Raw genomic sequence first — 22,666 nt, forward strand, 5'->3', positions numbered from 1 at the left:
TCTCGCATCGATCACGGCGCTGCTGGCCGGGCAATGATCGTCGTCAGCGTGACGTGAGGGCTGTCCGCACCGCCGCAGCGACACACTCGCGGCGATCTTGGGTGGCTCCACTACCAGGCGCGGGAGAGGTCGGCGTGCCGGCGGATCCAGGCGTGCATCGTGATGCCCGCGGCGACGCCGGCGTTGATCGAGCGGGTGGAGCCGAACTGGGCGATCGAGACCAGGAGGTCGGCGCCGGCCCGGGCCTCGTCCGTCAGGCCCGGGCCTTCCTGGCCGAAGAGCAGCACGGTCTCGCGCGGCAGCTCGGCGGTCTCCAGCGGCACCGAGCCCGCGGTGTTGTCGACGGCGACCACCGCCAGCCCGTCCTCGCGGGCGAAGGCGAGCAGCCCGGCGATGTCCGGGTGGTGGTGCAACGTCTGGTAGCGGTCGGTGACCATCGCGCCGCGCCGGTTCCAGCGCCGTCGCCCGACCACGTGGACCGCGGCCGCTGCGAACGCGTTGGCCGTGCGGACGACGGTCCCGATGTTGTGGTCGTGGCCGAAGTTCTCGATCGCGACGTGGAACGGGTGGGCGCGGGTCGCGAGGTCGGCGACCACGGCCTCGCGGCGCCAGTACCGGTAGGCGTCGACGACGTTGCGCCGGTCACCGTGCACGAGGAGCTCGGGGTCGTAGCGCGGGTCGTCGGGCCACGGCCCCTCCCACGGACCGACGCCCACCTGGCCGGGCACGGCCCACTCGGTCGCCCCGCGACTGTCCTCCTCCACCACCCCATGATCCCGCCCGGCCACACCCGCCCGCACACCGCCGCACCACGTGTGCGGCACCACCACTCTGTGTGCGAGCGCCCGCAGAGCCACGCCACCGGTCGAAGGCACCGGGCCGCCACCGACCGTGATCCACGTCCGGGGAGCGGAACGTTCGAATTCCGGACGTTCCCTTGCCGAACCGCGGATCTTGCTGCCGACGCCACGGCGTCGAGGAGCGGTCAGTCGGAGGTGCGGATGCCGTACTGGGCGATCTTGCGGTAGACCGTGGCGCGGCTCATCCCCAGCATCTCGGCGGCCTGGGTGACCGTGACGCCGGGTTCGGCGAGGCAGCGGGCGATCTCGTCGCGCTCGAGGGTCTCGATGCGGGTGAGCGTCCGGCTGGAGCCGCAGAGGACCTCGGGCGCGAGGTGCCGGGCGTCGACGACGTCGCTGCGGGTCACGGCCTCGCGGACCACCCGCCGCAGCTGCTCGACGTTGCCGGGCCAGGAGAAGGTCCGCATCGCCCTGACCGCCGCCGGGGTGAACCGGACCTCCCGCCCGCGGGCCCGGGCGCCGAGGTGCTCGGCGAGGGGGAGGACGTCGTCGGGTCGGCGGCGCAGCGGCGGCACCTCGACCACGACGTCGACGAGCCGGGCGAGCGGGGCCGGGATCGCCGCGGCCTCCGACGCCGTCACGGCGAGCGACGCCTGTGGCGCGGCCGCCACGATCCCCGCCAGCTCGGTGGCGGCCCACTGCGGGAGCGCGTCGACCCCGCCGGCGATGACGCTCGTCGTCTCCTTGGCCAGCTCGGGGGTCCAGAGCGCGAGCCAGGCCTCGGCGTCGCGCGGGTTCGGCGGCCGGGCGTTGAGGATGCGGTGGTCGCGGTGCACCATCCGCAGCGCCGTGCCGAGCAGCGCGGTCTTGCCGGCGCCGGCCTCGCCGACCACGGCGACGACCTGCCCAAAACGCAGCGCCGCGACCACCTCGTCGAGGGCGGCGCGCCACGCCCGGCCGAGCTCGGGCGGCGCCTCGACACCGCGGTGCGCGGAGTAGACGCGGAAGACCTCGCCGCGGGGCGTCGGCCGGGGCTCGGCGCCGCGCCCGCGGGCGAGCATGAGCGCGCTGGTGTGCCCGGCGGCCATCTGGGCCAGGGCTAGGAGGAGCCCCTCGGACTTCTCCGACCAGGTGGTGAGGTTGACGCTGCCGACGAGCCGGCCGAACACCGGGTCCATCACGGGGACGGCCGCGCAGGTGTAGCCCCAGAGGCCGGTGCAGTAGTGCTCGTCGCCGCGGACGAGCGACGGCGCGCGGTCGGCCAGCGCGAGGCCGAGCCCGGTGGTGCCCGCCTCCCGCTCCGAGAAGGCGAAGCCGGGGGCGAGGTAGGTCTTGTCGAGCGCGTCGACCAGCGCCTTCTCGTCGCACATCCGGCTGAGCACGAGGCCGGCGGCGTCGGTGAGCATGAGGCTGACCGGCTCGCCGGCGAGGGTGTCGCGCAGCCCGTGGAGCACCTCGTTGCCGCACTCGTAGAACAACGACTGGTCGTCGACCGCGCCGGTGAACGCCGGGTTCACCGCGTCGAGCGGGATCCCGTAGCTCTCGCTGCGCCGCCACGACGCGGACAACCGGGGGGCCGTGACCCCGCCGGTCCGTCGGATCTCCTCCACGCGCACCTCCTCGAGCGCCACCTGCCCCTCGACTGTGACACAGCGGGTGCGGGACCCGGTGCGAGCCGCGTCTCAGGTTGAGACTCGGATCGGCCCACCCGGGCCGTCCGGCTGCCTAGCGTCGCCGCCAACCCGAACACGCTGACGACGCCGAACAGCCAGGAGGACAACGATGTACTCGAAGGACGGGGAGAACTACTTCATCGTCGACGCCCACGTCGCCCTGTGGGACGCCCGACCGGAGAACCAGCGGAACATCCACGGGAAGCAGTTCATCGACTGCTTCTACGACTACCACCGCAACCTCAGCCCGGAGTCCGAGGTCTGGCCCTACGAGGAGTACCTCTACCAGGGTGGCGACCGGCTGATGCACGACCTGTTCGAGGTCGGCCACGTCGACCACGCGATCTTCCAGCCCGCGCGGCTCGGCGAGTTCTACGACAACGGGTTCGGGCAGACCGAGGAGGCCTTCACGCTCACCGAGGCCAACCCGGACAAGCTGACCTACAACCACTTCTGGGACCCGCGGTTCGGCGAGACCGGGCTCACGCAGCTGCGCGAGGACGCGAAGCGGTTCAACCTCAAGGGCTGCAAGCTCTACACGGCGGAGTGGCACGGGGACTCCCGTGGCTGGAAGCTCGACGACCCGTGGTCCTACCGCTACCTGGAGACCGCCCAGGAGCTGGGGATCAAGAACATCCACATCCACAAGGGCCCGACCATCCGGCCCCTGGACCGCGACGCGTTCGACGTCGCCGACGTCGACAAGGTCGCCTCGGACTTCACCGAGATGAACTTCGTGGTCGAGCACTGCGGGCTGCCCCGGCTCGAGGACTTCTGCTGGATCGCCACCCAGGAGCCGAACGTGCACGCCGGCCTCGCCGTCGCGATCCCGTTCATGCACACCCGGCCCAAGTACTTCGCGCAGATCATCGGCGAGCTGCTCTACTGGCTCGACGAGGACCGCATCCAGTTCTCCAGCGACTACGCGCTGTGGACCCCGCGCTGGCTCGTCGAGATGTTCGTGGACTTCCAGATCCCCGAGGAGCTCTCCGAGTACGCGCCGCTGACCACCGCGCAGAAGAAGAAGATCCTCGGGCTCAACGCCGCCGCGATGTACGACATCCCGGTCCCCGCCGAGCTGCAGCTCCCGCGCGAGGAGCCGCAGGCCGTGGCGGTGGCGTGATGGCCCCCGTCTCCCTCTCCCGCCAGGAGGACGCCTGGCGGGCGCTCGACGCCGTCGTCGACCCCGAGCTCGACGAGCCGATCACCGACCTCAACTTCGTCCGGTCGCTCGACGTCACCGGCGCCGACGTCGTGGTGCACCTGCGCCTGCCCACCAGCTTCTGCGCCCCGAACTTCGCGTACCTGATGGCGAGCGACGCGAAGGACGTGCTCACGGCGCTGCCCTGGACCCGCCGCGTGGTCGTGGAGCTCGACGACCACCACGACTCCGACCTCATCAACACCGGGCTGGCCGTCGACGCCGGTTACAAGGGCACGTTCGCCCACGAGGCCGAGCAGGACCTGGAGGAGCTGCGGACCACGTTCCGGCGCAAGGCCCACACCGCCGCCATGGAACGGGTGCTGACCCGGATGGTCCGGGGCGGGCACGCGGTCGAGGACCTGGGCCGCGTCACGATCGGCGACCTGCCGCTCGACGACGCCACCCGCGCCCTGCTGCGCCGCCGCGCCGCGATCGGGCTGCGGACCGGCGACGACCTGCCGGTGTTCGTCGACCACAGCGGCACGCCGTACCCGGAGGTCGAGCTGCCGCTGCAGCTGCGCCTGGCGCGGTCCACCCGGATCTCGATCGAGGGCAACGCCCACTTCTGCCGTGGCCTGCTGGCCACCCGCTACGACCTTCAGGAGAGCGCTTCATGAGAGCGGTCCAGGTGGTGGGGTACCACCGCAGCCTCGAGATGACCGAGGTCCCGGAGCCGACCGTCGTCGAGCCGTACGACGTCGTCGTGAAGATCGGCGGCGCGGGTGTGTGCCGGACCGACCTGCACATCCTCGAGGGGCAGTGGGCCGAGAAGTCGCAGGTCACGCTGCCGTACACGATCGGCCACGAGAACGCGGGCTGGGTGGCGGCGGTCGGCTCCGCGGTGACCAACGTGGCCGAGGGCGACAAGGTGATCGTGCACCCGCTGATCACCTGCGGGCTCTGCCGGGCCTGCCGCACCGGCGACGACGTGCACTGCAACCGGTCCCGGTTCCCGGGCATCGACACCGACGGCGGGTACGCCGAGTACCTGCGGACCTCGGCCCGCAGCGTCGTCAAGCTGGACGACGCGCTGGAGCCGGCCGACGTCGCCGCGCTCGCCGACGCGGGTCTGACCGCGTACCACGCGGCGGCCAAGGCGGCCCGGCGGCTCGGCCCGCGCGACACCTGCGTGGTGATCGGCGCCGGCGGGCTGGGGCACATCGGGATCCAGGTGCTGAAGGCGTCGACGCCGGCGAAGATCGTCGTGGTGGACCGGAACCCGGAGGCCGTGAAGCTCGCCGAGTCCATCGGTGCGGACCTCGGAGTGGTGGCGGACGGCGGGCACGTGGACCACGTCCTGGAGCTCACCCGCGGCGAGGGCGCCGAGGTCGTCGTGGACTTCGTGGGCGAGGGCGGCAGCACGTCCGAGGGCCTGCGGATGACGAAGCAGGCCGGGGACTACCACGTGGTCGGGTACGGCGAGAACGTCGACGTGCCGACCATCGACCTGATCTCCGCCGAGAAGAACATCGTGGGCAACCTGGTCGGCAGCTACAACGACCTGTGCGACCTGATGGAGCTGGCCGCGCGCGGCCTGGTCACGCTGCACACCCAGCGCTACGAGCTGGACGACTTCCAGCAGGCGATCGACGACCTCGACGCCGGCCGGGTCCGCGGCCGGGCGATCCTCGTCCCCTGACGGATCCCGACTCGCGCGTCCGGATCTCCCGACTCGCGGACAGGACTCCGCGAGTCGGGAGCTCTGGCAGCGCGAGTCGGGAGTTACCGCGCGCCGGGCGCTAGCCGCGAAAGGCATCGGCGTGCCGCACAGCCCACTCGGCGAAGGTGGTCGCGGGTGCGCCCGTGACCTCCTCGACGGCGGGCTGCACCTGAGCGGGCCAGTCGACGCCGCCCTTCAGGATCGTGTCCACGTACCACTCCGCGGTCCCGCCCATCTCCGGCCGCAGCACCTCGACGGCCTCGTCCCGGGTGACCTGCACGAACTCCACCGGCTTCCCGCGGGCCGCGCCGATCCGCTCGACCAGGTCGACGCGGGTGAGCACCTCCGGTCCGGTGAGCGGGTACGACCGGCCCTCGTGCCCGGGCGTCGTCAGGGCCACCGCGGCCACCCGGGCGATGTCGTCCATCGCGATCGGGGTGCTGCGGCCGTGCGGGTACGGCTCGCGCACGGCGTCCGTCGCGACGATCTGCGGCGCCCAGCTCAGCGTGTTCTCCATGAAGTCGCCGGGACTGAGATGCGTCCAGGCAAGGCCGCTCGCCTCCACCGCCTTCGCGACCCCGCCCCACCAGCTCTCGTGCTCGCCGGAGAGGTCCACGACCCGCCGCACCCCGGCCTCGCGGGCGATCCGGAGCACCTCGTCGACCGTCTCCGGCGTGGGCGCCAGGTAGACCGCCTCGACCCCCTCGAACGCCGCAGGCAGGGTCTCGACCCTGCGCAGGTAGCCGACCGCCACCTCCACACCCTCCGGCAGCGCGGCCCTGTCCGGGTTCGTGGTGAGCGCGCGGACCTCGGGCACCCCGCCCGCCACCAGGTGGTCGACGACCTTCCGCCCGATGTTCCCCGTCGCGCCCGTCACCAGGATCGTCATCGCGCCCCCACTCTCGGTACGGCGTACGGAAAGAACTCCATCAGTACACCGTACGGAGTTGCACGCGAGAAAAACGCCGGCCCGCGGATGGTCGGCGGGCCGGCGTTCGACGCGTGCTCGGTTACGGGGTCGCCGGCGGCGGCGTGGCCGCGGCCGAGCTGCCCTCCTCCCGCTCCCGGACGGCGGGCAGCGCCAGCCGGACGGGCGCGTGGGCGCGGTGCGCCCCGGCCGCCGCGGCGTGGTACTCCTCCAGCTGGGCCAGGAAGTCCGGGTCGGCGTAGATGCGGCCGTCGATCGTCGGGCCCTCCCGCCCGGTGAGCACCGCCTCGACGTCCTCGCCGGTCAGCGTCTTGTGCGTCTCCAGCGCGTGCGCGATGGCCAGCACCGACGAGCGGTTCTCCCGGAGGATCTCCGCGGCCTTGTCCAGCAGCCCGTCGAGGTGGTCCTCGATCCGGTCGGCGAGCGCCCGGCGGAGCACCTCCTCGGCGCTGCCGTCCTTGCCCGGCGCGCCCCTGCCGCCGCCGGGGGCGCCGACCTCGAGCCGCCGGGCCGACGAGTACGACGACACCGTCGACCCCATGCCCCAGAAGCCCTCCATGAACGAGGCCACCGTGGTCGCCGACTCGAGGTCGCCGGACACGCCGGACGAGCTGTCGCCGTCGAAGAACATCCGCTCACCCGCCAGCGAGGCGAGGGAGACGAGGATGTCCGCCTCGTACTCGGAGCGCCACCGGGTGAACTGGTCCTCGGGCGGAATGCTCGCGACCATGCCCAGGTAGTCCGAGCCCTTCTCGATCGTCGCCAGGTCGATCTCCATGTGCTCGCGCACCCGGAAGGCGACGACGGCGTGGCAGCCCTCGTGCACGGCGACGGCGTGCCGCTCGCGCTCGATGTACTCCACGTCCTCGGGCGGGCCGAGCTCCTTGAGCTGCTTGGCCTTCATCAGGTCGCGGTAGGTGATGACCTCGCGGCCGTCCCGGATCGCGGTGATCAGGGCCTCGTTGACCAGGTCCTTGATCGTCGCGCCGGTGGCGTACGGGGTGATCGTCGCGAGCTTGTCGAGGTGCTCGTCCGTGATCTCGTGCGGCACCCTGTCCAGGTAGCCCTGGTAGGTGCGGATCCGGCCGGCCTTCGAGGGGTAGCCGACGCGGTAGATCCGGTCGATGCGGCCCGGCCGCAGCAGCGCCTCGTCGAGCGACTCCGGCATGTTCGTGGCCATCATGACGAGGATCCGGTACTTGGGCGGCGGCTTCGGCCGCATGCCCAGCGCCCGCCGGCCCCAGCGGTTGAGCAGGCCACGCGGCTTCTTCAGGCCGGAGAGCTCGGTGAGCAGCGCCTGCAGCGTGCCCATGCCGCCCCCGCCGCCGCCGTTCATCGCGCCGCCCATCACGAAGCGGCTGCGCGGCTCCTCGACCGGCGGCGCCGGCACCATGGACTCGCGGAACAGCATCGACTGCGTGTCCCGGGACAGGTAGGAGAAGCCGTGGCACCCGGTCCCGTGGAAGGGCGCCGGGCCGAAGCCGCGGGGGCCGCCGCCGGGCCCGGTGACCGCGAGCGAGCCGCGGTTGCCCAGCGCGTCCGCCTCGTCGAAGAAGACGATGACGCCGCCGTAGCGCAGCGAGAGCTTGCGCAGCTTCCGGAACAGCGACTTCACCTTGAGGATGCCGACGCCCATGAACATGTTGATGAAGGCGCCCGGGTCGACGAAGACGTAGGGCTTGCCGGTCTCGCCCGCGACGGCCTCGGCCATCAGCGTCTTGCCGGTGCCGGGCGGACCCCAGAGCAGGAGGCCGCCGGGGACGTAGCCGCCCTTGGCCTCGATCTCGTCCGGCTTCTCCAGGAACATGATGTTCTCGCGGATCCGCTGGACCACGTGGTCCTGACCCCAGACGTCGGCGAACCGGGTCTTGATGTCGTCCGGGTAGTAGGTGTCCACGCCGCCGCGCGAGAGCAGCCAGAACAGGCCGATGAACTGGAAGGCGATGAAGAAGAACGCGAAGGCCAGCTGGAAGATGAACGGCAGCGCCTGCCAGATCAACGCCGGGGCCTGGAAGATCGCCAGGAAGGGCGAGGTGCCCAGGGCCGCGCCGGCGACCAGGGCGACCAGCACCAGCAGCAGCACGATCTTGATCACGCGGGCGAGCCGGAACCGGGTCCAGTCCGAGAACCGTTTCTTCAGCGCCCGGTCGGTGCCGCCGAAGACCTTCCGCGTCCAGAAGACGTGGTAGGCCGACCAGCGTTCCGACACGAAGTAGTGGATCTGCCGCAGCAGCTCCAGCCCGGCGAGCCACAGCAGCCACTGCGACTCGACGGTCTCGATGCGGAACGCGTCCGTGAAGGTGATCAGCGGGTTGTCGGCGACCTGCGACCATACGATCACCAGGAACGCGACGACGAACAGCAGCAGCAGCTTGCCGCGGTCCCACAGGGACGCCTTCCTGCGCCGAGGCTCGAACTTCTCCGGCGGCGGCTCGTGGTGCGCCTGCTGCTCGGACGGCGGACCCTCCGGCTGCCCCGGCTTCCCGGGGTCGGCCGGGTCGTCGGTGATGGTCATGGGCCCTCCCGAACCGTGAACGAGGAGACGACGCCGTCGATCTCGGACTGCCGCTTCTCGAAGCAGTCCGCCGAGCAGCGGGCCAGCGCGAGGTAGAGCTTGCTGGCGTCGTCGTTGAGGTAGCCGGTCTGGTCGAAGATCTGCGGGGCACCGCCGTTGACCCGGTACGAGAACACCGTGTGCACGCCGCGGATCCCCTCGCCCGGGGTCAGCACCTCGTCCCCGAGCAGGGTGAAGCCGGTCAGCCCGCTCTGCTGGCCGCCCAGCTGCATCGTCTGGCGCGCGGTGTCGGACACCGGGTAGATGAAGTCCCTGATCGTGTCGAGGGAGATCTGCCCGCGCGACTTCACCGGGATGGGCTGGACGGTCACCAGGATGGCCGGCGACTCGGCGGACTCACCGATGATGTGGTTGAGCGACGGCCGCGCGTCGGAGTCGTACGCCTGGATCCACACGCCCTCGCTGGAGTCCTTCGCGGGCTCGACGCCGAGCTGGCTCTCCACCTCGTTCGGCGGGACCTGCTTCCACGACGTGGGCACCTTCAGATAGGTACGGTCGGCGGAGTTGGTGACGTAGGTCCAGGACGGCGCCCCGCAGCCGGCGAGGAGCGCGACCACCATCCCCGTCGCCAGCAGCATCGGCGCGAGCAGCGCGGGTCCACGCCGTGCCCGGCGCCCCGCTCGTCCTGCCATGGAGCCCTCCCCCACCGTGACTCTTCCGTGACCTTCGAGTATGCGGCACGAAACGTCCCCGACACTGCACCGTTCAGGTTGCGAAGGCGTTCCCACTGCCCGAAGTGTGACCTCTGCGGCCGTCGTGGGCCACGCTAGGGGCGGAGGGGTCAACGGCCGGTGAGGGGGTGATCTCCCGGGCCCCGCCGCGCGCCCTGCGCCGTGTGGACACGGTCGGTCTGCGAGCGGCGGCGGTGGGCGACCGTCCGGCGCATTCGCGGCCCGAATCTGAGGGGGTTGCTCGGCGTTCGGAGCAATTGCCCGGGCGTTCGGACCATTTTCGCGCCCGTCGTCGACCGCCGGGCCCGCCCCGGGCGCCGTCGCCCGGCGGGCCCTTAAGCTTCCGTACCCCTCGGGCGGGCCTTGCCTACCGTCCTTCGCCGTGGACAGGACGACGGTCTCGGCGGCCCCGGCGGCGGGCGCCCGCACGGCATGGGTGACGGCACTGCTCGCGGTGCTGGCCGGCCCCGCGCTGGTGCACCTGCTGACCTCCGAGCCCATGGGCATGTGGCGGCAGCTGTCGTCCGTCACCGGGCTCGTGGCCCTGTCCGCGCTCGTCTGCACCGCCGCGCTGCCGTCCCGGCTGCGCGGGCTGACCCGGGCCTTCGGCATCGAGACGGTCGTCGGGCTGCACCGCCAGCTCGGCATCCTCTCCGCGGTCCTCATCGCGGTGCACCTGGCGGCCGTCGTCGCGGCCAACCCCACCCAGGTCTCGCTGCTGATGGTGTCCACCGCGCCGAACCGGGCCCGCGCGGCCGTCGCCGCCACGGTGTCGATCGCGCTGCTGGTCGTGCTGGCGCTCTACCGGCGCAGGTTCAACCTGCGCTACGAGGTCTGGCGCTGGCTGCACGTGATGCTGGCCGTGTTCGTGCTGGGCGGCTCCGCGCTGCACGTCCTGTGGCTGCAGCACCTGGTGAACGACGCCGTGATGGGCCCGATCCTCACCGCGCTCGGCATGCTCGTCGTGGTCGTGTTCACGATGCGCTGGTGGGGCCGGTCGGTCCTCGAGCACGGCGGTGAGTTCGCCGTGCAGGCGGTGCGGGCCGAGAACCCGACCGTGACCACGCTGGTGCTGTCCCCGCGCGACGGCGGCGAGGGCCTGCACTTCTCGCCCGGCCAGTTCGCCTGGGTGCGGCTGCAGCGCTCGGCGGTGGAGGAGCACCCCTTCACCATCGCCAGCAGCGCACACGATCCGCGGTACACCGAGTTCACCATCCGCGGCACGGGCGACTTCGCGACCGGCGTGCGCGACCTGCGCCCCGGCGAGTCGGTGTGGGTCGACGGCCCGTACGGCTCCTTCACCTGCGACGACGTCCCGGCGGCCGGGCTGGTCCTGATCGCCGGCGGCGTGGGCATCACCCCGATGATGAGCATGCTGCGCACCGCGGCGGACCGCGGCGACCAGCGGCCGCACCGGCTGATCTACGTCGCCCGGGACACCGGCGACCTGCTGTTCCGCGACGAGCTCGCGATGCTGCGCAGCTACCTCGACCTGGAGGTCACCGAGGTCCTCCGCCGGCCGTCCGCGGCCTGGACGGGCGCGACGGGCGAGATCGACGTCGCGCTGCTGACCAGCGTCCTGCGCACCCTCGACGTGGGCGCGCGCAACGACTACTTCCTCTGCGGTCCGCCCTCGATGGTCTCCGACGTGCACGGCGCACTGACCGTCATGGGCGTGGCCGACGACCACATCCACACCGAGCAGTTCGACATGGCCTGATCCCCGACCCCCTCCGCCGGCCGGTGCCGCCCGGCGGGGGAACCGATCCCGACGACCCCGCACCCGTGCCGACGGTCGCTCCGCACGCTCCGCTCCACCCGGCCACGCTCCCCCTCGCGGCCGGCACGCACCCGCTCCCCACGGGCCGCTCCCCGAAAGGTCCATCGATGTTGCACCGCATCCCGCGTTCCGTGCGCTGGGCCCTGCTCGTCGCCGTCCTCGGCGCCGTCACGGTGTCCGTCCTGCAGTCCTGGACGTCCGGCGCGCCCGGCACCGGCGGCTGGCAGCAGACCCAGTGGGGTCCGCTCGGACCCGCCGACCGCGATCTGCTGATCAAGGTCCGGCAGGCCGGCCTGTGGGAGGCGCCGACCGGTCAGCAGATGTCCCAGCAGGCCACCAACCAGCAGGTGCGCGAGACCGGTCAGCACCTCGCCGAGCAGCACGCCGTGCTCGACCAGATCGACCGCGAGGTCGCGGACAAGCTGGGCGTGCAGCTGCCGAGCCGGCCGACGGACCAGCAGATCGGCTGGATGAACCAGATCACGAACACGACCGGCACGGACTACGACAAGACCGCCGTGCAGATCGTGCGCGAGGCGCACGGCAACGTGCTGCCGGTCATCGCCCAGGTCCGGGTCGGGACCCGCAACGAGCTCGTCCGGCAGTTCGCCGACACCTCGTTCCAGTACGTGACCGGGCACATCGCGATGCTCGAGGCCACCGGCCTCGTCGACTACTCGGCCCTGCCCGAGTCGCCCTCACCCGGCCTGCTCAGCGGGGCCACCACGCCCGCCGACATGATCGTCCCCGCGATCGTCTTCCTGGCCTGCGCCGGTGCCGCGATCGGTCTGCTGGTCACCCTGCGCCGCGGGAAGAAGAAGGCCCCGACCGCCGCGGCCCCGGCCACCGGCAGCCAGCTCGCGGCCCTGCACTCCGCACCGGTGCTCACGATCCCGGCCCCGCGGGAGGAGTCGTCGGGCAGACGCGGCAGGCGCGCCCCGCTCCCGGTGGGCGGTGCCGCCCAGCCCTCGGGCGCGACCTCGACCGGCGGCCACCGCGCGCGGCGGCGCGGGTCGCAGGGTGGTTCGCACAGCGGCGGCCTGCGGGTCGACGACTCCGGCGGCTTCCGCGTCGACGACTCGGGCGGCTTCCGCCGCGCCGACACCGGCGGCCACCGGCCGACCCGGGCTGCCTCGGACACCGGCGGCCACCGCGCCCGGAACGCGGCCGACTCCGGCGGCTTCCCCACCGCCCGCACCGCGACGGCCGTCAGCGACTCCGGCGGCTTCCCCTCCGTGTCCGACACGGGCTCGCACCGGCGGCGCCGCGGCGCCGACTCGGGCGGGTTCCGCTTCGACGACCTGCTCGGTTCCGACCGGGCCGGCCAGACCGGCGGCCACCGCGTGCCGCGCCCCACCGACACCGGCGGCCACCGGCTCGACGAGTCCGACCCGGCCGCCCGCTCCCCCCGATCCGCTACCCGAGGAATGACCCGCTGATGGCAACCCGGACCGACACCCCAGACACCCCCGAGACCCCCCGCGTCGGGCGCACCGCCCGGTCCGCCCGCCTTCGGCGCGTCCTGCTGACCACCGCGGCCGCCGCCATGCTCGCCGTCCCGACGGCCTGCGGGTACGCCGCCGCCGCCGACCGGATCCCGACCGGCGGCAGCGGGCAGGCCGCCCAGGCCGCCGCGCCGGTCGCCGACCAGGAGGACCAGGACGCGGCCGGGACCGAGGACGCCGCCGGTGGCGCGGAGGACGCCGCCGGCACCGACGACGCCGCCGCCGACGCGCAGCAGCAGGCCCGCGGCGGGCAGAACCGCGCCGACCAGGCGGACGCGAACGCGCGCAACGGCCAGCAGAACGGGGGCCAGGCCGCCGCGGAGGACGCCCAGGGCGACGAGCAGGCCGCCGGGGAGGACGCGCAGGCCGCCGACCAGGGGGGCGGCGAGAAGATCAACGGTCTCGACGTCCTCGCCCGCGACTGCTCGAAGAGCAACCTGCCCCCGCACGACGGGTTCCAGAAGGGCGACCGCTGCGTCTCCACCGAGTTCGGCGAGGTCGGTGACGCCGCCCAGAACCCGTCCCTGCTGATCACGAAGTTCCCGCAGCAGGTACAGGCGAACCAGCCCTTCAGCATCGACGTGACCACGAGCAACCTCAAGCGCGACCGGTTCCTCGGTGCCGCGGCCGGCGGCTACTACCTGGAGAGCTCGCTGCTCGACGAGAACGGCATCCAGCGCGGCCACTTCCACACGGCCTGCCGGATGATCTCGCTCGACGAGGCCCCCGCCGCGGGCGACAAGCCGGCCTTCTTCGTGGCCACCCAGGACAACCAGGGCGGCGCCGGCGAGAGCACCGTGACCATCGACGTCACGGGGCTGCCGAAGGGCACCGCCCAGTGCAGCTCGTGGGCCGGTGACGGCTCGCACCGCATCCCGATGATGGAGCGGGCCGACCAGACCCCGGCCTTCGACTCGGTCCGCATCCGGGTCGTCTGACCCCGGCGGGGGCCGGATCCGGCCCCCGTCCTGCCCGATGACCCGGTACGACGGCCGGGAATGGGGCGGGCCGGGCGGGGGTCGGGACCTCTTCTACAGCCCCAGGTCGGCGAGGCCGAGGAGCGCGCGGTACTGCGCGCCCTCGGCCTCGATCGCTTCCCGGGCCCCGGTGGCGCGGTCGACCACGGTCGCCACGCCGACGACGGTGGCCCCGGCCTCACGCACGGCGCGGACCGCCTGCAGCACCGACCCGCCCGTCGTGGAGGTGTCCTCGACGACGAGCACCGGCCGGCCCGTGATGTCCGGGCCCTCGATCAGCCGCTGCAGCCCGTGCTCCTTGGTCGACTTGCGGACCACGAACGCGTCGACGGGCGGGACCCCCGGGTCGGCGGCCCGCTCGGCCGCGGCGGCGTGCAGCACGGCGTCGGCGACCGGGTCCGCGCCCAGGGTCAGCCCGCCGACGGCGGAGTACCCCCAGTCCGCGGTCAGCGTGCGCAGCAGCCGGCCGACCAGCGGCGCGGCCTCGTGGTGCAGCGTGACCCGGCGCAGGTCGACGTAGTAGTCGGCCTCGCGGCCGGAGGACAGCGTGACCTTCCCGTGCACGACCCCGTGCTCGCGCACGAGCTCGGCCAGCCGCAGCCGGTCGGTGTCGTCGCTGGGGTCGGTGGCGGTGCTCATGCTTCAGCGCTCCCGGTCGAAGGTGGCGACCAGCCGGCGGACCACGCGGCGCGGCAGCACGCCCACCACCGACGAGATCGCCTTGTACTGCAGGCTCGGGACGGACACGACGCGCCCGTCGGCGAGGTCGGCGAGGCAGTCGTCGACCACCCGGGCGGCGTCGAGCCACAGCGGCCCGGTGCGCGCGCCGACGTCGATGCCGGCGCGCTCGTGGAACTCCGTGCGGACGAACCCGGGACAGAGGGCCAGCGCCCGCACCCCGGTACCGGCCAGCGAGGCGGCGACCCCCTCGGTGAAGGCGGTGACCCACGCCTTGTCGGCGGTGTAGGTCGAGCCGCTGCCCGGCAGGAACCCCGCCACGCTCGAGACGTTGACTATCGAGCCGCGGCCGCGGTCGACCATCCCCGGCACGACCGCCCGGGTCAGCTGCAGCACCGCGGTGACGTTGAGGTCGTGCTGCGCCTGCAGGTCCTCGGCGGACGTGGCGAGGAAGCCGCCCCGCTGGCCCATGCCGGCGTTGTTGACCAGCAGGTCCACCGGTGAGCGGTCGGGGTCGGCGAGCCGGCGGACCACGCGGGCGCGCTCGTCCGGAGCGGTCAGGTCGGCGGGCAGGACCTCCACCGAGACACCCGCCTCGCGGTACCGCGCGGCCGCCTCCTCGAGGCGCTCGACGGTGCGGGCCACGAGCACGAGGTCGCGCCCCTCGGCGGCGAGCCGGTCGGCGAAGGCGGCACCGATGCCGGAGGTGGCGCCGGTGATCAGGACGGAGGGCACGCGGGCGACACTAGTCGGCCCGGGGGCCGCGCTCAGCTGCCCGTGGTGTGGCGTGTGCCGTCGAGCGCGTGCTCGAGGGCGGTCGCGACCTCGGCGAGGTCGGCGAGCAGGTCCTGGCCGCGCTCCGGGGTGACGTCGACCGGCGCCGCGGCGAGCACCCAGGTGTCCTCGGCCCAGAGCAGCTCGATGTCGTCCCCGACCGCGTCGGCGGCGTCGGCCACGCGCGCGGTGAGCAGCGGGCGGATGGCCTCGGCGTCGGAGACGAACGAGTACCGCTCGCCCACCGGCTCGAGCAGGTCCAGTCCGGCCCCGTCCGTCTCGGGCAGCGGGGCCGACGGCAGCCGCAGCTCGACGGCCGCCGGCAGGCCCTCGCGCAGCTGCACGGCCACGACCACGGCGTTGACCGTGCCCTGCTGCTCGTGGTCGAAGATGAAGCCGTGCCGGCCGCCCTCCGGGGTGGGGACGGTGCCGCTGGCCAGGTTGCGGGCGATGCCCGGGCCGCCGTTCTGCACGGTCCCGTAGCGCCAGCGGCTGGGCAGCACCGGGTCGCCGTCGAGGTACTCCCAGTCGTGCAGCGCGGCCCATCGCCTGCGGTCACGCACCCCGGGCTCCCCGGCCCCGCCGCGCCGGCGGTCGGCGAGGAGCAGCGCGGCGCCGGCGAACAGCGCGACCACGGCGATCACGAACCAGACCCACGACGGAACACCCACGCGGCGACCCTAGCGCCGCAGGCCCGGAACGTGCGGGAACGCCACGATCACCCGTCCGGGGAAGACGGCCGAACGCGGCCGGACGGGCGCCGAACGGCACATCGGACCGTCCTCACGCGGGCGGCCGCACGGGCTCGGCCGCCCAGCCCGCGCGCACGCCGCCGGCCTTCGCGCCCTCCTTCCCCGTCTCGACGACGGCGTCCCGGCCGAGGCCGAGCAGCGCGTCGCCGGAGCCGCCGAGGGGTTCGAGGATCCGGGCCGCGCCGGGCACGGCGAACCGGCCCGTGACCTGCGAGAGTGAGGCGAGGAGGGCACCGAGGCCCGCCCGCGCCTCGTCGAGCCGGGAGAGCAGCGTCCGGATCCCGTCGGCGATCCGCGCGGCGAGGATCGCGGCCTCGCCGACCGCGGAGGCGACGGCGAGCGGGGTGAGGGTGCCGGCGCTCGCGATCGAGGCCACCGCCCAGCGGGCGAGGTCCCAGAGGAACCCGGCGACCGTGTCGCGGATCAGCGCCCGCTCGGCCCCGATCGTCGCCCCGACCTCCAGCAGCCGGTCGGCCACGGCCGCACAGCCGGCGGCGAGGCCGGTCAGCGACTCCGCGTCCCGGGCGGCCGCGGCGCGCGCGGCGTCGGCCGCCGAGCCGGTCCACCCCTCGAGGTCCGGGCGGCCCCGCTCCGCCGCCTCGGCGGCCGCGGCCCGCGCCCCGCGGTGCCAGTCCGTGGCCCGCGCGACGACCTCGGCCGGGTTCCCGGCGAGCCGGTCGAGGGGCTCGCGGAGGAACCCGACGTGCTCGATCAGCCAGCCGATGCCGGCCGTCGCGAGCTCGCCGAAGGGGTCCGCGACGAACCCGAGCGCGTCGAGCCCGACGCCCGCGGCGGTCCACGCCAGCGCGACCGGGTCGGGCCGGTCCGCCGTGGCCGCGTCGGCGAGGTCGGCGACGCTCGACGCCGGACCCGCGCCGTCGAACGTCCCGGGCTCCGCAGCCGGCGTGGGCGTGGATGGCGCGGTCACGGCGAGCCCGGCCCGGCCGCGCGTTCCAGCGCGAGGGCTGCCGCCAGGTCCGCCTCCCGGTAGGTCGCGGCCGCCTCCCGCGCCGACCCCGCGGCGGCGACCAGGCCCCGCTGCGCGGCCTCCAGCGCGGCCACCCCGGCTCCGGCCGCCTCGCTCGCCGCCCCCGCGAACAGCCGGCCGACCAGCCCGAACGCGTCGGGCGACAGGGCGGCCGGGCCGGGCGCCCGGCCGGCGAGCCGCCGCTCGGCCGCCTCGAGCGTGGCGGCGTGGGCCTCCAGCACCGCCGGGTCCACCGCGAACCCGTCGGACACGCTCACCGGTGCTCCAGCAGCGGGCCCAGCGCCACGGTCGCCCGGCGGGACACCTCGGCGGCGGCGCTCGCCGTCGTCGCGACGACGAGGTCGGCCAGGGCTCCGCGGTCCAGCCCGTCGGCGGCCGGCCCGAAGGCCAGCCCGCTCAACGCGCCGGTGCTGTCCACCGTGGCCCGGACGGCGCCGTCGGGACTGGCGGCGGTGCCGGTCAACGCCGCGATCTCGGCCTGCGCCAGTTCGGCGCGGCCCCGCAGCTCCTCGATCCGGCGCCGGTAGTCGGCGAGCCAGGCCTGCCCGTCGCCGAGAACACTGCTGCTGGGAACACTCATGGGCGCGGACCGTAGGGATCACGGTCCGCGCCCATGGCGCTTCGGACGATCACTTCACGATCGTCAACGGCGTGCTCAGACGGCCGCCGGCACGCCCCGCCCGACGATCAGGCCGCCGGTGCCGCCCTCGGCGGTGGGGTCGAGGTCGACGCGCACGGTGTCGCCCTCGCGCACCGCGCCGGAGAGCAGCTCCTTCGCGAGCTGGTCGCCGATCGCGGACTGCACCAGCCGGCGCAGCGGGCGGGCACCGAAGACCGGGTCGAACCCGTTCATCGCCAGCCACTCGCGGGCGCCGTCGGACACCTCGAGGGTGAGCCGGCGCCTCGCCAGTCGCTGCCGCAGCACGTCGAGCTGGATGTCGACGATGTGCGTGAGCTCCTCGGTCGACAACGCGTGGAACACCACCACGTCGTCGAGCCGGTTGAGGAACTCGGGCTTGAAGTGCCCGCGCACCACCGACATGACGGCGTCCCTGCGGCCCTGGTCGTCGAGCACCGGGTTCGCGATCGCCTGGCTGCCCAGGTTGGAGGTCAGCACCAGGATCGTGTTCCGGAAGTCGACGGTCCGGCCCTGGCCGTCCGTCAGCCGCCCGTCGTCGAGCACCTGCAGGAGCGTGTCGAAGACGTCCGGGTGGGCCTTCTCCACCTCGTCGAGCAGCACCACCGTGTAGGGGCGGCGCCGCACGGCCTCGGTGAGCTGGCCGCCCTGGTCGTAGCCGACGTAGCCGGGGGGCGCCCCGACGAGCCGGGCCACCGAGTGCTTCTCCGAGTACTCGCTCATGTCGATGCGGACCATGGCCCGCTCGTCGTCGAACAGGAACTCGGCGAGCGCCTTGGCCAGCTCGGTCTTGCCGACGCCGGTGGGGCCGAGGAACAGGAACGAGCCGGTGGGCCGGTTCTCGTCCGCGATGCCCGCGCGCGCCCGACGGACGGCGTCGGACACCGCGCGCACGGCCTCGGTCTGGCCGACCACGCGCCGGCCCAGCTCGTCCTCCATGCGCAGGAGCTTCGCGGTCTCGCCCTCGAGCATCCGGCCGGCGGGGATGCCGGTCCAGGCGCTCACGACGTCCGCGACGTCGTCCGGGCCGACCTCCTCTTTGAGCATGACCTCCTCGTGGCGCTCCACGACGGCGGTCTTCTCGGCGAGCTCCTTCTCCAGCTGCGGGATGCGGCCGTAGCGCAGCTCGGCGGCGCGGCCGAGGTCGCCGTCGCGCTCGGCGCGCTCCGACTCGCCCTTCAGCTGCTCCAGCTGCTCCTTGAGCTCACGGGTCGCCTCGATGGCCGTCTTCTCGTTCTGCCAGCGCGCGGTCAGCGCCGAGAGCTCCTCGCGCTTCTCGGCGAGCTCGGCGCGCAGGGCCGACAGCCGCTCCTTCGACGCCTCGTCGGACTCCTTGGCCAGCGCCATCTCCTCGATCTCCAGCCGGCGCACGGAGCGCTCGACGGTGTCGATCTCGACGGGCCGGGAGTCGATCTCCATCCGGAGCCGGGACGCGGCCTCGTCGACCAGGTCGATGGCCTTGTCCGGGAGGAACCGGGCGGTGATGTAGCGGTCCGACAGCGTGGCCGCGGCGACCAGCGCGGCGTCGGTGATCCGCACGCCGTGGTGCACCTCGTAGCGCTCCTTGAGCCCGCGCAGGATGCCGACGGTGTCCTCGACGCTCGGCTCGCCGACCAGCACCTGCTGGAAGCGGCGCTCGAGGGCCGGGTCCTTCTCGATGTGCTGGCGGTACTCGTCGAGCGTGGTGGCGCCGACCATCCGCAGCTCGCCGCGGGCGAGCATCGGCTTGATCATGTTGCCGGCGTCCATCGCGCCCTCGCCGGTCGCGCCCGCGCCGACGATGGTGTGCAGCTCGTCGATGAACGTGATGATCTCGCCGGCCGAGTCCGTGATCTCCTTCAGGACGGCCTTGAGCCGCTCCTCGAACTCACCGCGGTACTTCGCGCCGGCGACCATCGAGCCCAGGTCCAGGGCCACGACGCGCTTGCCGCGCAGCGACTCCGGGACGTCGCCCGCCACGATCCGCTGGGCCAGGCCCTCCACGATCGCGGTCTTGCCGACGCCGGGCTCGCCGATCAGCACCGGGTTGTTCTTGGTGCGCCGGGACAGCACCTGCACCACGCGCCGGATCTCGGTGTCCCGTCCGATGACGGGGTCGAGCTTGCCCTCCCGAGCGCGCGCCGTCAGGTCCTGGCCGTACTTCTCCAGCGCCTGGTAGGTGCCCTCGGGGTCGGGGCTGGTCACGCGGGACGACCCGCGGACCTTGCCGAACGCCTCGCGCAGCGCCTCCGGGGTGGCGCCGTGCCGGCGCAGCAGCTGGCTCACCGGGCCGCCCTTGTCGGCCAGGCCGACGAGGAGGTGCTCGGTCGAGACGTACTCGTCCCCCATCTCCGTGGCGAGCTGCTGGGCGGACTTGATCGCGGCCAGCGCGTCCCGGTTCAGCTGGGGCGCGGCCACGGTGGAGCCGGAGGCCGACGGCAGCCGGTTGCCGAGCTGGGTCAGCTCGGCGCGCACGGCCGCGGCGTCGGCGCCGACGGCGGCGAGCAGCGGAGCGGCGATCCCGTCCCCCTGGGCCAGCAAGGCGCCGAGCAGGTGGGTGGGACCGACGTCCGGGTTGCCGGCCAGCGCGGCGGCCTGCGCGGCAGCCGAGATCGCCTGCTGGGTCTTGGTGGTGGGGTTGAAGGAATCCATCCCCGTGTCTCCTCGGATCGTGCGGTCTCCGGGCACGTGGTGTGCCCTCTCGTACTCCTCAACGGCAGGAAAGTTGAGTCTGTTCCGCTCAACGCGGAGAAAGTCTACGCACGGCGCCCCCGCGGTGCCCGGCGGGCGACCTGCCGCGGTCGCGGCGGGAGCATGATCGGCGCGCTAGCGTGCACCGCATGGCAGAGAACGTCGTGGTGGTGACCGGTGCCGAGCCCCGGGAGGTGCTCGACGTGCTCGGCGCGCTCGACGGCGCGGGCTCGCTGGAGCTGCGGGCCGCGGCGATCGTGCACCGGGACGCCGACGGCGCGCTCTCCCTCGACCACGAGACCGGCGACGCGGTCTCCTTCACAGAGCGGCACCCGCGCCTCGGCGCGGTGGTCACCCTGCTGCTCGGGCCGATCGACACCCTGCTGTTCGGCAACCAGCTGGTGTCCCTCTACGGCGCCGCCGAGCAGAGCCCGGAGGAGCTGGCGATCGGGCACCTGGCCCGGACGGTCCCGGCGGGCGGCACGGCCGTGATCGCCGACGTCGACGAGCCGGACCCCGGCCTGCTCGACGCGAAGCTGCCCGGCGCGACCCTGGCCCGGCGCCCGTACGAGGACGTGGAGCGGGAGATCGACGCGACCCGCGAGGGCTCCGTCGAGAACGGCTGAACCCCGCACCGCTGGGTACGGGGTCCGGCACATCCGTCTCAGTCCTGCGGGTCGGAACGGCGGCGCGGGGCCCGCGGCTTCCACACCACGACCTGCGAGCCCCGTTCGGTCGGGACCAGGTCGCGGCGGTAGCTCTGGTGCACCATCGCGGCGGCCTGCTCGGCCGCCGCGTGCGCGGCCGCCAGCTCCTCGGTCAGCTCCTCGACCCGGGAGCGCAGCTGGTCTACCAGCTGCTCCAGCTCGATGATCCGCTTCACCCCGGCGAGGTTCACGCCCTCCTCCTGGGAGAGCCGCTGGACCTCGCGGAGCAACGCGATGTCACGGGCCGAGTAGCGCCGGCCGCCACCGGGTGACCGGCCGGGGCTCACCAGCCCCAGCCGGTCGTAGCTGCGCAGGGTCTGCGCGTGCAGCCCCGACAGCTCGGCGGCGATGGAGATCACGAAGACCGGGGTGTCCTGGCCCGCGCCGGGCGGGAGGGCGCCCTCGGGGCCACGGCCGTCACGGTCCGACATGTCCCCTCACCTCGTCCCTCGTGCTCAGCGTTCGCCCGCGAGCAGGTCCGCCCGCGGGTCGGACGCCTTCGTCGCGTCCGCGTACTCCTGCAGCGCCGCCGCCGCGGCCTCGTCGAGCCGTTGCGGGATCGCGACCTCGACGGTGACGAGGAGGTCGCCGGCGCCCTTCTTCGCCTGCACGCCGCGCCCGCGGACCCGGAAGGTCCGGCCGCTCTGGGTCCCCGCGGGGATCTTGAGCGACACCGTGGAGTCGAGCGTCGGCACGGTCAGCGTCGCACCCTGGACGAGCTCGGGGAAGGTCACCGGCACCTTCAGGGTGAGGTCGTTCGGGTTCTTCGCCGAGCGCCCGAAGACCCGGTGCGGCGTGACGCTCATCCGCACGTAGAGGTCGCCGGGCGGACCGCCGTAGCGGCCCGGCTCACCCTTGCCGGGCAGCCGGATGCGCTGCCCGTCGTCGACCCCCGGCGGCACGCGGACGGTCAGCGTGCGCACCTTGGTGCTCACGCCGTCGCCACCGCACTCCGGGCAGGGCTCGTCGACGACCCGGCCGGTGCCGCGGCAGTCCCGGCACGGCTCGGAGAAGGCGAACGCCCCCTGACTGCGGCTGACCACGCCCGCGCCGCCGCAGATCGGGCAGGTGTGCGAGCCGGTGCCGGGCCTGGCCCCGGAGCCGTGGCAGGTGTCGCAGGTCCCGGGCGAGGAGATGTTCAGCGTCATGGTGGCGCCGCGCACCGCGTCCTCGAACGGGATCGTCAGCCTGCTCTCGACGTCCGCACCCTGCTGCGGGCGCTGCCCGCCGGAGTACCCCCCGGCGGCGGTGCCGCCGCCGCGGTTGCCGAACAGGTTGCCGAAGAGGTCGCCGAGGCCACCGGCGCCCCCCGAGCCGGCCCCCTGGCCGAACAGGTCGCCCAGGTCGAAGCCCTGGGCGCCGCCCTGGCCGGGGAATCCGCCCGGGAAGCCCTGGCCGCCCGGGAAGCCGCCGGAGAACCCGCCGCCGGCGAACAGCTTGCGGGTCTCGTCGTACTCCGCGCGCTTCTCCGGGTCGGAGAGCACGCCGTAGGCCTCGGAGACGGCCTTGAACCGGGTCTCGGCCACGGCGTCGCCCGGGTTGGCGTCGGGGTGCAGCTCGCGGGCGAGCTTGCGGTACGCCTTCTTGATCTCCGAGTCCGACGCCGAGGACGAGACGCCCAGCTCACGGTAGAAATCCTTCTCGATCCAGTCCCGCTGGGTCATCCCGCCTCCTTCCGTGTGTCCCT

General features: G+C 73.7%; 21 protein-coding genes. 7 read left to right on the plus strand and 14 right to left on the minus strand.

Features of this window, described 5'->3' with window-relative positions; all coding sequences use genetic code 11:
- Positions 1-110: 110 nt before the first annotated feature.
- A complete protein-coding gene (locus tag ACQP04_RS36225; RefSeq protein ID WP_433504926.1) occupies positions 111-764 on the minus strand; it encodes a TrmH family RNA methyltransferase in 654 nt (217 codons plus the stop codon).
- Between the two features lie 221 nt (positions 765-985).
- Positions 986-2,410: a GAF domain-containing protein gene (locus ACQP04_RS36230; RefSeq protein ID WP_433504927.1), complete on the minus strand. Its 1,425-nt coding sequence runs from the start codon at positions 2,408-2,410 to the stop codon at positions 986-988.
- Positions 2,411-2,582: 172 nt separating this feature from the next.
- On the opposite strand from ACQP04_RS36230, the gene ACQP04_RS36235 reads away from it, so the two are divergent.
- From ACQP04_RS36235 to ACQP04_RS36245, 3 genes are read left to right on the plus strand one after another with little or no spacing between them, the layout of a single operon-like run.
- The gene (locus ACQP04_RS36235) at positions 2,583-3,596 is read left to right on the plus strand and encodes an amidohydrolase family protein (RefSeq protein ID WP_433504928.1); all 1,014 of its coding nucleotides are present in this window, start codon (positions 2,583-2,585) and stop codon (positions 3,594-3,596) included.
- A complete protein-coding gene (locus ACQP04_RS36240; protein ID WP_433504929.1) occupies positions 3,596-4,294 on the plus strand; it encodes an iron-sulfur cluster assembly protein in 699 nt (232 codons plus the stop codon). The genes ACQP04_RS36235 and ACQP04_RS36240 overlap by 1 nt, the downstream gene beginning before the upstream one ends.
- A complete protein-coding gene (locus ACQP04_RS36245; protein WP_433504930.1) occupies positions 4,291-5,316 on the plus strand; it encodes an NAD(P)-dependent alcohol dehydrogenase in 1,026 nt (341 codons plus the stop codon). The genes ACQP04_RS36240 and ACQP04_RS36245 overlap by 4 nt, the downstream gene beginning before the upstream one ends.
- A gap of 100 nt (positions 5,317-5,416) precedes the next feature.
- Here the strand turns inward: ACQP04_RS36245 and ACQP04_RS36250 are convergent, their stop codons facing one another.
- The 3 genes from ACQP04_RS36250 to ACQP04_RS36260 all read right to left on the minus strand — a co-directional run bounded on the left by ACQP04_RS36250 (position 5,417) and on the right by ACQP04_RS36260 (position 9,472).
- Positions 5,417-6,226: an NAD(P)H-binding protein gene (locus ACQP04_RS36250; protein ID WP_433504931.1), complete on the minus strand. Its 810-nt coding sequence runs from the start codon at positions 6,224-6,226 to the stop codon at positions 5,417-5,419.
- Between the two features lie 121 nt (positions 6,227-6,347).
- The gene (locus ACQP04_RS36255) at positions 6,348-8,780 is read right to left on the minus strand and encodes an AAA family ATPase (RefSeq protein ID WP_433504932.1); all 2,433 of its coding nucleotides are present in this window, start codon (positions 8,778-8,780) and stop codon (positions 6,348-6,350) included.
- A complete protein-coding gene (locus ACQP04_RS36260; RefSeq protein ID WP_433504933.1) occupies positions 8,777-9,472 on the minus strand; it encodes a hypothetical protein in 696 nt (231 codons plus the stop codon). The genes ACQP04_RS36255 and ACQP04_RS36260 overlap by 4 nt, the downstream gene beginning before the upstream one ends.
- Positions 9,473-9,893: 421 nt before the next feature.
- Between ACQP04_RS36260 and ACQP04_RS36265 the strand changes: the two genes are divergently transcribed.
- From ACQP04_RS36265 to ACQP04_RS36275, 3 genes are all read left to right on the plus strand, one after another.
- The gene (locus tag ACQP04_RS36265; protein WP_433504934.1) at positions 9,894-11,231 is read left to right on the plus strand and encodes a ferredoxin reductase family protein; all 1,338 of its coding nucleotides are present in this window, start codon (positions 9,894-9,896) and stop codon (positions 11,229-11,231) included.
- Between the two features lie 167 nt (positions 11,232-11,398).
- Positions 11,399-12,730 carry a DUF4142 domain-containing protein gene (locus ACQP04_RS36270; RefSeq protein ID WP_433504935.1) on the plus strand — a complete coding sequence of 444 codons (1,332 nt, stop codon included), beginning with the start codon at positions 11,399-11,401 and terminating at the stop codon, positions 12,728-12,730.
- Complete coding sequence (locus ACQP04_RS36275) at positions 12,730-13,734, plus strand: hypothetical protein (RefSeq protein WP_433504936.1); 1,005 nt, start codon at positions 12,730-12,732, stop codon at positions 13,732-13,734. Before ACQP04_RS36270 ends, ACQP04_RS36275 begins: the two co-directional genes overlap by 1 nt.
- 93 nt (positions 13,735-13,827) lie before the next feature.
- Here the strand turns inward: ACQP04_RS36275 and pyrE are convergent, their stop codons facing one another.
- From pyrE to clpB, 7 genes are all read right to left on the minus strand, one after another.
- Entirely contained in the window at positions 13,828-14,412 is a 585-nt protein-coding gene (pyrE, locus tag ACQP04_RS36280; RefSeq protein ID WP_433504937.1) for an orotate phosphoribosyltransferase, read from the minus strand.
- 3 nt (positions 14,413-14,415) lie between these two features.
- Entirely contained in the window at positions 14,416-15,186 is a 771-nt protein-coding gene (locus ACQP04_RS36285; protein ID WP_433504938.1) for an SDR family NAD(P)-dependent oxidoreductase, read from the minus strand.
- Positions 15,187-15,218: 32 nt separating this feature from the next.
- Entirely contained in the window at positions 15,219-15,896 is a 678-nt protein-coding gene (locus ACQP04_RS36290; RefSeq protein ID WP_433504939.1) for a hypothetical protein, read from the minus strand.
- 112 nt (positions 15,897-16,008) lie between these two features.
- Entirely contained in the window at positions 16,009-16,905 is an 897-nt protein-coding gene (locus ACQP04_RS36295) for a hypothetical protein (RefSeq protein ID WP_433504940.1), read from the minus strand.
- Positions 16,902-17,222, minus strand: a complete 321-nt coding sequence (locus tag ACQP04_RS36300) for a hypothetical protein (protein ID WP_433504941.1) — start codon at positions 17,220-17,222, stop codon at positions 16,902-16,904. Before ACQP04_RS36300 ends, ACQP04_RS36295 begins: the two co-directional genes overlap by 4 nt.
- Positions 17,219-17,545 (minus strand): YbaB/EbfC family nucleoid-associated protein, encoded by a 327-nt coding sequence (locus tag ACQP04_RS36305; protein ID WP_433504942.1) that lies wholly within the window; start codon positions 17,543-17,545, stop codon positions 17,219-17,221. Before ACQP04_RS36305 ends, ACQP04_RS36300 begins: the two co-directional genes overlap by 4 nt.
- 75 nt (positions 17,546-17,620) lie before the next feature.
- Positions 17,621-20,233 carry an ATP-dependent chaperone ClpB gene (gene clpB, locus ACQP04_RS36310; RefSeq protein ID WP_433504943.1) on the minus strand — a complete coding sequence of 871 codons (2,613 nt, stop codon included), beginning with the start codon at positions 20,231-20,233 and terminating at the stop codon, positions 17,621-17,623.
- A 188-nt stretch (positions 20,234-20,421) separates the two neighbouring features.
- Between clpB and ACQP04_RS36315 the strand changes: the two genes are divergently transcribed.
- Entirely contained in the window at positions 20,422-20,898 is a 477-nt protein-coding gene (locus ACQP04_RS36315; RefSeq protein ID WP_433504944.1) for a hypothetical protein, read from the plus strand.
- A 38-nt stretch (positions 20,899-20,936) separates the two neighbouring features.
- On the opposite strand, the gene ACQP04_RS36320 is transcribed toward ACQP04_RS36315, so the two are convergent.
- Positions 20,937-21,410 carry a heat shock protein transcriptional repressor HspR gene (locus ACQP04_RS36320; protein WP_358198600.1) on the minus strand — a complete coding sequence of 158 codons (474 nt, stop codon included), beginning with the start codon at positions 21,408-21,410 and terminating at the stop codon, positions 20,937-20,939.
- A gap of 24 nt (positions 21,411-21,434) precedes the next feature.
- Positions 21,435-22,643, minus strand: coding sequence for a molecular chaperone DnaJ (gene dnaJ / locus ACQP04_RS36325; protein ID WP_433504945.1), 1,209 nt, complete (start codon positions 22,641-22,643; stop codon positions 21,435-21,437).
- Positions 22,644-22,666: the final 23 nt, after the last annotated feature.

It is taken from the genome of Pseudonocardia halophobica, from assembly GCF_050948485.1.
Classification (GTDB): Bacteria; Actinomycetota; Actinomycetes; order Mycobacteriales; family Pseudonocardiaceae; genus Pseudonocardia; species Pseudonocardia halophobica.

Bases quoted from the DNA above. Each gene is read 5' to 3' on its own strand.
- ACQP04_RS36235 (WP_433504928.1), top strand. From the start codon at position 2,583: ATGTACTCGAAGGACGGGGAGAACTACTTCATCGTCGACGCCCACGTC.
- ACQP04_RS36240 (WP_433504929.1), top strand. From the start codon at position 3,596: ATGGCCCCCGTCTCCCTCTCCCGCCAGGAGGACGCCTGGCGGGCGCTC.
- ACQP04_RS36245 (WP_433504930.1), top strand. From the start codon at position 4,291: ATGAGAGCGGTCCAGGTGGTGGGGTACCACCGCAGCCTCGAGATGACC.
- ACQP04_RS36250 (WP_433504931.1), bottom strand. From the start codon at position 6,226: ATGACGATCCTGGTGACGGGCGCGACGGGGAACATCGGGCGGAAGGTC.
- ACQP04_RS36255 (WP_433504932.1), bottom strand. From the start codon at position 8,780: ATGACCATCACCGACGACCCGGCCGACCCCGGGAAGCCGGGGCAGCCG.
- ACQP04_RS36260 (WP_433504933.1), bottom strand. From the start codon at position 9,472: ATGGCAGGACGAGCGGGGCGCCGGGCACGGCGTGGACCCGCGCTGCTC.
- ACQP04_RS36270 (WP_433504935.1), top strand. From the start codon at position 11,399: ATGTTGCACCGCATCCCGCGTTCCGTGCGCTGGGCCCTGCTCGTCGCC.
- ACQP04_RS36275 (WP_433504936.1), top strand. From the start codon at position 12,730: ATGGCAACCCGGACCGACACCCCAGACACCCCCGAGACCCCCCGCGTC.
- pyrE (WP_433504937.1), bottom strand. From the start codon at position 14,412: ATGAGCACCGCCACCGACCCCAGCGACGACACCGACCGGCTGCGGCTG.
- ACQP04_RS36305 (WP_433504942.1), bottom strand. From the start codon at position 17,545: ATGAGTGTTCCCAGCAGCAGTGTTCTCGGCGACGGGCAGGCCTGGCTC.
- clpB (WP_433504943.1), bottom strand. From the start codon at position 20,233: ATGGATTCCTTCAACCCCACCACCAAGACCCAGCAGGCGATCTCGGCT.
- ACQP04_RS36315 (WP_433504944.1), top strand. From the start codon at position 20,422: ATGGCAGAGAACGTCGTGGTGGTGACCGGTGCCGAGCCCCGGGAGGTG.
- ACQP04_RS36320 (WP_358198600.1), bottom strand. From the start codon at position 21,410: ATGTCGGACCGTGACGGCCGTGGCCCCGAGGGCGCCCTCCCGCCCGGC.
- dnaJ (WP_433504945.1), bottom strand. From the start codon at position 22,643: ATGACCCAGCGGGACTGGATCGAGAAGGATTTCTACCGTGAGCTGGGC.